This window comes from Paraclostridium sp. AKS73 (assembly GCF_025671395.1).
Classification (GTDB): domain Bacteria; phylum Bacillota; class Clostridia; order Peptostreptococcales; family Peptostreptococcaceae; genus Paraclostridium; species Paraclostridium benzoelyticum.
This window is the reverse complement of record NZ_JAIXHU010000087.1, coordinates 1-617: the sequence shown is the minus strand read 5'-3', so window position 1 is coordinate 617 and position 617 is coordinate 1. Positions and strand designations below refer to the sequence as shown.

General features: G+C 23.7%; 2 protein-coding genes. Both read right to left on the bottom strand.

The genetic code is table 11. From position 1 onward, the window contains the following. The coding region (locus LEQ07_RS19735; protein WP_263331963.1) for a hypothetical protein at nucleotides 1–190 on the bottom strand (190 nt) is incomplete at its 3' end. A gap of 96 nt (nucleotides 191–286) precedes the next feature. Beyond that, nucleotides 287–532 carry a hypothetical protein gene (locus tag LEQ07_RS19730; RefSeq protein WP_263331960.1) on the bottom strand — a complete coding sequence of 82 codons (246 nt, stop codon included), beginning with the start codon at nucleotides 530–532 and terminating at the stop codon, nucleotides 287–289. Nucleotides 533–617 lie beyond the last annotated feature (85 nt).

The window sequence follows — 617 nt, the reverse complement described above, 5'->3', positions numbered from 1 at the left end:
TACTATAAAGCTTATAGTTATGTATCGTATCATATAGGCTGATACATCCAATAGTCAATAAGCCTATAATACTTAAAATAATAATATCAGCAAATATATCAATGCAAATTAAGATTAAAGCAATGATTGATAACATAGAAGATAATGAAAAACGTTTAGATAAAGTATAAGTATTTGTTGCACGTTTCAATATAAATCACCTCTATATACTTATATGAAATTATATAAGATTTAAAACTAAATAAAATATATTGAAAAATGGACAAGCACTATAGTAATTAGAACACTAGTAGTAAAAAATAGAAATCAATCCAGTAACTATACATACTAGAGCAAAAGTAAAAGACTTAAAATCTAATTTTCCAGAATCCTTATAAGCAAAATAAGTTTCACAAGAAAATATAAAACCAATTAAAAGGTTCATTATACCAATTAAAGCAATAGAGTAATTGAAACCATTATATACAAGCATGCAAGCACAGATAACTAATAATACTTTTTTAAATACATTAAACCTAGATATACTTTTCAATTAAACACCTCCTTAACGTACTCAAGATAATTGTAGTTAAGGAAATTTCAAATAGCAATATATTAAAAATGACAGAAATTAACTT